This window comes from Clostridium sp., from assembly GCF_021372645.1.
Taxonomy (GTDB): domain Bacteria; phylum Bacillota; class Clostridia; order Clostridiales; family Clostridiaceae; genus Clostridium.
Window position 1 is genome coordinate 1 of record NZ_JAJFUC010000011.1, and the last position, 6,822, is coordinate 6,822.

Below are 6,822 nucleotides of genomic sequence, written 5' to 3' on the forward strand. Positions count from 1 at the left end.
TCCGGAGTCAAATGGTTTAAGAGATGTTATTATTCTTGTAGAAGTGGTTATTATTTAAAATTTTGCTTCACACTCTATGAAAGTTAATGTTTAAAATTTACATTGACAAGATACATTGCCATAACTGAAAGCATATAATTACATTTAATTCTATTTATAATATAATGTTACATTTTATAAAAACAAATAAAACCATAATAAGTTAAATTAGTAGATATTATGGTTTAATTTAAATTTATACAAAACAACTGTACGTAGGTCAGGATTAAATAGATAAACGATATGTTACTACTAATAAATTAACATCTCCACGTGATAGTAAAGATTTTCTTAGCCAATGCCTAACCTACTATAGATAAAATTCAAATGAAAATAATAAAAACCCACAACCACCTGTAAGCAGCTATTTAAGCCACATATAAATGATCGTGGATTTTATGGTGGAGGCGAAGCGTGACCTTTGAAATCCACCATTAACTAATATTATACGGAACACTATCTTCATATAGTGTCTCAGGATCTATATCAGCCTCGTTCTCCCATTCCACTGTGTCAAAACTAACTCGTGCAGATTTGAATAAAGATAAATCTTTTAATTCTTTAAATATACCTTTTTCTAAATATGGGCTCATATCAAACAATCTTACCTCTCCATTTTCAAAAGTTAATAATAATTTATATTCATTTAACGTTTTAACTTCTTTAACTGATAAATACATACTATCACTCCCTATTTCAAAGGTTCTATTTTAAATGGTAATTCGCTATCCATAGCTAATTTCCAATCAGCTTTTAATTCATCTTGATGAAGTTCAGACCATGCTAAAACTAGCCTTAACTGCTTCTTTGGCAATTCCCCCTCTATTAATTCGCAAGAATTTATATCTATTACTGCTTTATAATCTCCATAAAAAGCATGAAAATGAGATGGCGCATGTTCCTTAGGTGCACAATACATGCGTATAATTATTCCGTAAAACATACTTATTGTAGGCATTTAATAATCATTCCTCTCTATCATCTTTATTAATTTTTTAACAATTTAGTTTGTTCTTCTATTTTAAACCTTAATTTTATATTTACACTATTTATAATTATATTATACATAATTTTAAGACAGATGAAACTCGAAATTCTTTTCTATTTGTACTTATTTATTTCTATTGATCATCCCTCTTTCCTTTATGCTATAATATTAATCATCTCCTATAATTATATGGTCAATAAGCTTAATTCCTAATATATTTCCACTTTCTTTTTTTCTTTCTGTAATAGACATATCTTCTTTTGATGGTGCTGAATCTCCTGAAGGATGATTGTCAAATAGTATTATTGAAGCTGAATTGCTTAGAATTGCAGGTTTGAAAACCTCTCTTGGATGAACTATGTAACTATTTAGGCTACCTCTACAGAAACTACATTTATTGCAGTTGGCTGATTCTTTGTATCTAGACAACATACTATAAGTTGTTCCCTATCTACATCATCTAGAAATTTTTTTCCTAGTTCTTCACGATTCTTGCTTTTAACTTTTATTTTTTCTATGCTACTATAATAATCATCATCAATAATTGATACTGCCTTGAATACTTCACAATATTTAGTTTCCTTTATTATTTTTCTATCTTCATTTACATTATTATTCTGCTTTGCCATATCAACTACAACACCTTTCCTAATAATAATTCATGTAGCTCTTTGTTTGAATAAACCATTACTGCATAATCTGAGGATAATAGAAAAAGTGATGAATAGTATTTAATACCATCATCACTCTTGATTTCATCAGTATATTCCGGAAGTAAGCCCTTCAACTTGTCAACTTTTAATTCTTCTGCATTAGTTTCTGATTCTAATAATAAAATATATCCTCCAAGATCAGCATCTACATCTCTACCAGCTCCGTATTCCTCCTGCATAGTAATAAGCACCGCTTCCATATTTTCAATGACTTCTTTGCTTAATTCTGATTTTACCTCTTGTAAATGCTCTACTTTCCAAATCCTCTTCATTTTCAATTCCTCCTTTAAAATGCCAAAAAGGAATACTCAAAGCTTTATATTGCTTTAAGCATTCCTTATATTTATAATATATATTTAACTTTTGTTTTGGTTCAGCATTATTAGAGCTAAAATGCTTTTATCATTCTACATTTTAATATTATAATGCTCGAGCTTACAAATGAGCAATCCATTTCTCAAGATTAGACTTAGGCATAACCATTTTGTCTGTATCAAATCTAATATCAATCGCATTTGTAACAATGGAATTCTTGCAACACTTTTCGATATCCTTTAATGTATGTCCAAGCCATCCTCCATTCGTTGCAAATGGAATTATGGTCTTGCCCGACAGATCGTATTCAGATAAAAAGGTTGCAACTGCTGGGGCATAGGTATACCACCACACTGGAGTACCTATAATAATTGTATCATAATCTCCCAAGTTTACACTAAGAGGTTTAATCGCCGGTTTAAATCCACGTTTTATTTCCTGTTTCCCTTGATCAACTACTGAATTGTAATCACCTGTATAAGGCTTTACTGTTTCAATTTCACAGATATCTGCACCAATAACCATCTTAATCTGTTCTGCAATTTTCTTTGTATTATTTGTATATGAATAATACACAATCAACTTTTTTCCCATAATCTCTACTCCACCCATACTTCCTTTGCCAGTGCAAATGCTGCCCAAGCATTTGGCCATCCAACATAAAAGGCCAGATGTGTGATAATTTCAGCAATTTCTTCTGCAGTAACTCCGTTATTTTTTGCATTTGCCATATGGTATTTTAAAGAGTTATCAAAAATTCCTTTTGTCATTAATGCCGTTATCGTAATTACACTGCGATCTCTAATCGATAATTTATCCTCTCGTGACCACACCTCACCAAATAAAACATCATCATTTAATTCTGCAAATTTAGGCGCAAATGTTCCAAGAGCATCCCTTCCTGCTGTTTGCTTTTTCATAATTATATCCTTTCTGATCAGATAGAATTTCAAGCCTGTCTGATCATATAATATTATTTTAATTTTTCATATTCTTCATCAGTCACTGGTTCACACCATTCATTTGAAGCATCTTCTACTGGAACAGATACGGACAGATGTGCAAAAGCCTCATCTTCTACAGCACCGTGCCAATGTTTTATTTCTGGAGCAATATATACCACATCCCCATTCTTTAAAAACTGTGGTTCTTTACCCATCTCCTGATACCATCCATGACCACCAACACAGATTAATATCTGTCCAGCACCATGATGGATATGCCAGTTATTACGACATCCTGGTTCAAATGTAACATTACATATAATCACTTCCTTACTATTCAGAAGACTTAAATAGCTTTTCCCGATAAAATAAGGTGCATAAGTTGTATTTTCTTCTCCAAGTAAAAAGTCAGATACCTTTTCTAGCTCTTTTCTATCCATATTATTTTCTCCTTCTTTTTTCTTATCTATATGATTTTTCATAAATTTTCACACAATCTTCATGTAACAACGGACATGGGTCACACATAAATAAACCGCCCATAGTCTCTCTTGCATTTCTTGCCATCTTATCTAATTCATCTTTTTGTATTCCATAGTCTGACATTTTAAGTTGAGACACTCCACATGCCTCCTGTAATTTCACGAGCATTGTGATAAAGTCCTGAGGTTTATTTGCATCCTTCATCCCTAATGCTTTTGCCATACATATAAATCTTTCATCACAGACATGCTGATTAATAAAATACTGATAATACTCCTTACTAATCATGATAAGCCCTGCTCCATGTGGCAGGTTCTGATGATAGGCACTCATGGCATGCTCCATAGAGTGTTCACTAGTACATGCACTAAGAGTCATTACTGTTCCAGATAGTGTATTTGCAAATGCTACACGTTCTCTTGCTTCCATGTCATTTCCATCTTTCACAGCTCTTGCAAGGTAAATTCCTATATTCTCAATCGCTGTCAAAGCATACATGTCACTCATCATATTAGCAGCTGCTGAAATATAACATTCTGTACTATGAAATAGTGCATCAAACCCCTGATAAGCTGTAAAGGTAGCTGGAACACTTTTCATCAGTTCTGGATCTATAATTGATAAAACTGGATAAAGAGAATCATAACCTCCAAATCCCATCTTTTCATTGGTTTCTTCATTTGTTACAACACCCCACTGGTCAACCTCTGAGCCAGTTCCTGCTGTGGTGGTGATTGCTACAACTGGTAAAGGGTTCTTTGTAAGCGACTGTCCTTTTCCAGTTCCTCCATTCATATAATCCCATAAATCTCCATCATTTGTGGCCATAGCTGCTATTGCTTTTGATGCATCCATAACACTTCCACCACCTAGTGCAACCACAAAATCACATCCTTTTTCTCTAGCCAATGCTCCACCAGCCATTACAGTTGATTTTAATGGATTTGCTTCCACTTTATCAAATAGAACTATTTCTACTCCTATAGCCTGAAGTTCTTTCTCACATCTATTAAGATAACCGTTTACCTTCGTTGATTTTCCATTGGAAATTACTAGTAAGGCTTTCTGTCCTGGAAGCTGTTGTTCTCTTAAATGATTTAATTGTCCTGAACCAAATAGTAATCTGGTTGGTGAATATTTCATAAAATTCATGTTTAATACTCCTTTTCTTCTCTAATTTTATTAAGTCAAAATATATTTTAGTATTGCATAAGTTTATTTTATATCTTATGATAATTATATTCTAATACCTAAACCTAACTTTAGGTCAATATTAAATTTCAATTTATTGGAGGTAATTTATGTATTCAATTGGCGATATTTCAAAAATGCTAAATATATCTATATCAACTCTTCGTTACTATGATAAAAGCGGTCTTCTTCCTCTTGTTAATAGAACTTCTGGTAATATTCGAATATTTAATGATACTGATGTTGAATGTCTAAAAATGATAGAATGTTTAAAAAACACAGGAATGCCACTTAATGAAATTAAACAATTTTTTGAATGGTGTGAAGAAGGTGATTCTACTATTGACCAACGATATGAACTATTCATTCATCAGAAGAAAGAAACAGAGAAACAGATTGCACTCTTACAAGATGCTTTGGAACGAATAAATTACAAATGTGAATTCTACAGAATATCAAAAGAAAATGGTACAACTAATGTTCCTGGATTGCGAGAAGAACTAGCTATGAAATTCTTAAATAAAGATGTAAAAAGAAATAACGAAAAAATTTTATAAATATTGTTTCCTAAATTATCAGTTTTATATACAAAAATAAGCATACATAGATTTATCTAAATCAAATCCATGTATGCTTAATGTATAAAACATAGTAATACCATTTTAATTTTTATAATAATTCCCACACAATCTTTCACTATAACCAAACCCAATTTTAGTATTTTTACTCTCTTATGATATAGTTCACTATTAATAATTCTAAATCTAAAAATAAAATAACCCAGTTCAAAATCCAAATTTTAGATTTCGTGGGTTTCATGGTGGAGGCGAAGGGCGACCTTTAAAATCCACTATCCTTCGCTAAAATAAACACTTTCTATTTTACAACTATGATCTTTCATTTTTGAATCATAGCATATAGCTACTAATAATACATTTTTATGTTCCTTCATAAATTTTTGAAAATACTCTTTTTCCTTCATTTGCTTAATTGCTATATCCACAGTTTCATCTTTCTTAAGTTCAAGAATAAATGGAGTATCTACTTTTCTTCTTGGATGAAAGGTAAAATCTGCAAATCCTTTTCCTGTTTTCTCTTCTCTTTCAACCCTATATGTATCTCTTGCACTTAAATATGCCAATGTGATTACACATGATAAACTATTTTCATCATTATACTGTAATATTGGTATTTCTGAATTGTGAATATCATGTAATATTTGTGCTACTCCTTCAGTGTCTTGTGATACTGTTGCCTTTAACATATTCCTAGAATTTTTTATAATTTCTGATACATAACCAAAGGATTCATCTTGAAGAGCTTTCTCAAATTCTCTCATTAGTTCTTTATTCGGTATTTTTAAATATCCATCGTAGTAAGATAAAAATCCTAGAATTATCATAGCTGAATATATTTCTGTTTTAGTTTTAGGTGGTTCTTGGCCTTGTTATACATATATATTTATCAGAAGAGTCTATTAATTCATTTAAATTTTCTATTATTACATATTTATCCACCATATATTTTTTTCTGCACAACTCTTTAAAATTTTCTAGTGGTCTATTTGTATTTAAATATATCGCCATAGTGCTTCTCCTTCAATAAAACTTCTCTTATTTTAATATTATATCCCAAGTAGAAGAACTATTAAACACATCAAAATTTAAAATATGTTTTATAAAATCAATCGTCTAACCAAAATTCTTATTAATCCCAATTATACTATCAGAACACAAAACTTGAAGATTTTACTTTACACAGCATTTTTTATATTCCTTTTCACTTCCTCAAGGACATGAATCATTTCTTCCAACCTTAGATTTATTTTCTATAGGCACTTGAATTGTTCCGTCTTCAAATCTATTTTCATTTTTGTTTTTTTCTATATAATCAAACAATCGATTTAACTTTTATCTTTTCTATGCTACTATAATAATCATCATCAATAATTGATACAGCCTTGAATACTTCACAATATTTAGTTTCCTTCACTATTTTTCTTTCTTCGGTTTGGAGTATACCCTATTTGATAGACACATAGAAAAGTATGTATAATAAGTACAGATAAGGATGTGTTAATCAAATGACTAAAAGAAAGAAATTTTCAGTAGAATACAAGATGGAAATAATAAAATTAGTAACAGAGCAA

General features: G+C 30.8%; 12 protein-coding genes. 1 reads left to right on the plus strand and 11 read right to left on the minus strand.

Going from position 1 to position 6,822, the window contains the following annotated elements; all coding sequences use genetic code 11:
* Positions 1-473 precede the first annotated feature (473 nt).
* The 9 genes from LLF98_RS01440 to LLF98_RS01480 form a co-directional block, all read right to left on the minus strand.
* Positions 474-719 (minus strand): DUF2442 domain-containing protein, encoded by a 246-nt coding sequence (locus LLF98_RS01440; protein WP_291700115.1) that lies wholly within the window; start codon positions 717-719, stop codon positions 474-476.
* Positions 720-730: 11 nt separating this feature from the next.
* On the minus strand, positions 731-997 hold the full coding sequence (locus LLF98_RS01445) for a DUF4160 domain-containing protein (RefSeq protein WP_291700117.1): 267 nt from the start codon (positions 995-997) through the stop codon (positions 731-733).
* 198 nt (positions 998-1,195) lie between these two features.
* On the minus strand, positions 1,196-1,459 hold the full coding sequence (locus tag LLF98_RS01450; RefSeq protein ID WP_291700118.1) for a JAB domain-containing protein: 264 nt from the start codon (positions 1,457-1,459) through the stop codon (positions 1,196-1,198).
* Positions 1,396-1,656 (minus strand): hypothetical protein, encoded by a 261-nt coding sequence (locus LLF98_RS01455; protein ID WP_291700120.1) that lies wholly within the window; start codon positions 1,654-1,656, stop codon positions 1,396-1,398. The genes LLF98_RS01450 and LLF98_RS01455 overlap by 64 nt, the downstream gene beginning before the upstream one ends.
* Before the next feature lie 5 nt (positions 1,657-1,661).
* A complete protein-coding gene (locus LLF98_RS01460) occupies positions 1,662-2,012 on the minus strand; it encodes a hypothetical protein (RefSeq protein ID WP_291700122.1) in 351 nt (116 codons plus the stop codon).
* A 163-nt stretch (positions 2,013-2,175) separates the two neighbouring features.
* Positions 2,176-2,649 carry a flavodoxin gene (locus LLF98_RS01465; RefSeq protein ID WP_291700123.1) on the minus strand — a complete coding sequence of 158 codons (474 nt, stop codon included), beginning with the start codon at positions 2,647-2,649 and terminating at the stop codon, positions 2,176-2,178.
* 5 nt (positions 2,650-2,654) lie between these two features.
* A complete protein-coding gene (locus tag LLF98_RS01470; RefSeq protein ID WP_291700125.1) occupies positions 2,655-2,975 on the minus strand; it encodes a carboxymuconolactone decarboxylase family protein in 321 nt (106 codons plus the stop codon).
* Positions 2,976-3,028: 53 nt separating this feature from the next.
* Positions 3,029-3,439, minus strand: coding sequence for a cupin domain-containing protein (locus LLF98_RS01475; protein WP_291700127.1), 411 nt, complete (start codon positions 3,437-3,439; stop codon positions 3,029-3,031).
* 22 nt (positions 3,440-3,461) lie between these two features.
* The gene (locus LLF98_RS01480; RefSeq protein ID WP_291700129.1) at positions 3,462-4,634 is read right to left on the minus strand and encodes an iron-containing alcohol dehydrogenase; all 1,173 of its coding nucleotides are present in this window, start codon (positions 4,632-4,634) and stop codon (positions 3,462-3,464) included.
* A 149-nt stretch (positions 4,635-4,783) separates the two neighbouring features.
* On the opposite strand from LLF98_RS01480, the gene LLF98_RS01485 reads away from it, so the two are divergent.
* Complete coding sequence (locus LLF98_RS01485) at positions 4,784-5,230, plus strand: MerR family transcriptional regulator (protein ID WP_291700131.1); 447 nt, start codon at positions 4,784-4,786, stop codon at positions 5,228-5,230.
* A gap of 293 nt (positions 5,231-5,523) precedes the next feature.
* On the opposite strand, the gene LLF98_RS01490 is transcribed toward LLF98_RS01485, so the two are convergent.
* Together LLF98_RS01490 and LLF98_RS01495 are read right to left on the minus strand one after the other, a co-directional pair.
* A complete protein-coding gene (locus tag LLF98_RS01490; protein ID WP_366512062.1) occupies positions 5,524-6,075 on the minus strand; it encodes a PD-(D/E)XK nuclease domain-containing protein in 552 nt (183 codons plus the stop codon).
* 25 nt (positions 6,076-6,100) lie between these two features.
* Positions 6,101-6,259, minus strand: a complete 159-nt coding sequence (locus tag LLF98_RS01495) for a hypothetical protein (RefSeq protein WP_291700133.1) — start codon at positions 6,257-6,259, stop codon at positions 6,101-6,103.
* Between the last annotated feature and the right edge of the window lie 563 nt (positions 6,260-6,822).

Coding starts and splice junctions, on each gene's coding strand:
- LLF98_RS01440 (WP_291700115.1), bottom strand. CDS start 719: ATGTATTTATCAGTTAAAGAAGTTAAAACGTTAAATGAATATAAATTA.
- LLF98_RS01445 (WP_291700117.1), bottom strand. CDS start 997: ATGCCTACAATAAGTATGTTTTACGGAATAATTATACGCATGTATTGT.
- LLF98_RS01450 (WP_291700118.1), bottom strand. CDS start 1,459: ATGTTGTCTAGATACAAAGAATCAGCCAACTGCAATAAATGTAGTTTC.
- LLF98_RS01455 (WP_291700120.1), bottom strand. CDS start 1,656: ATGGCAAAGCAGAATAATAATGTAAATGAAGATAGAAAAATAATAAAG.
- LLF98_RS01460 (WP_291700122.1), bottom strand. CDS start 2,012: ATGAAGAGGATTTGGAAAGTAGAGCATTTACAAGAGGTAAAATCAGAA.
- LLF98_RS01465 (WP_291700123.1), bottom strand. CDS start 2,649: ATGGGAAAAAAGTTGATTGTGTATTATTCATATACAAATAATACAAAG.
- LLF98_RS01470 (WP_291700125.1), bottom strand. CDS start 2,975: ATGAAAAAGCAAACAGCAGGAAGGGATGCTCTTGGAACATTTGCGCCT.
- LLF98_RS01475 (WP_291700127.1), bottom strand. CDS start 3,439: ATGGATAGAAAAGAGCTAGAAAAGGTATCTGACTTTTTACTTGGAGAA.
- LLF98_RS01480 (WP_291700129.1), bottom strand. CDS start 4,634: ATGAATTTTATGAAATATTCACCAACCAGATTACTATTTGGTTCAGGA.
- LLF98_RS01485 (WP_291700131.1), top strand. CDS start 4,784: ATGTATTCAATTGGCGATATTTCAAAAATGCTAAATATATCTATATCA.
- LLF98_RS01490 (WP_366512062.1), bottom strand. CDS start 6,075: ATGATAATTCTAGGATTTTTATCTTACTACGATGGATATTTAAAAATA.
- LLF98_RS01495 (WP_291700133.1), bottom strand. CDS start 6,259: ATGGCGATATATTTAAATACAAATAGACCACTAGAAAATTTTAAAGAG.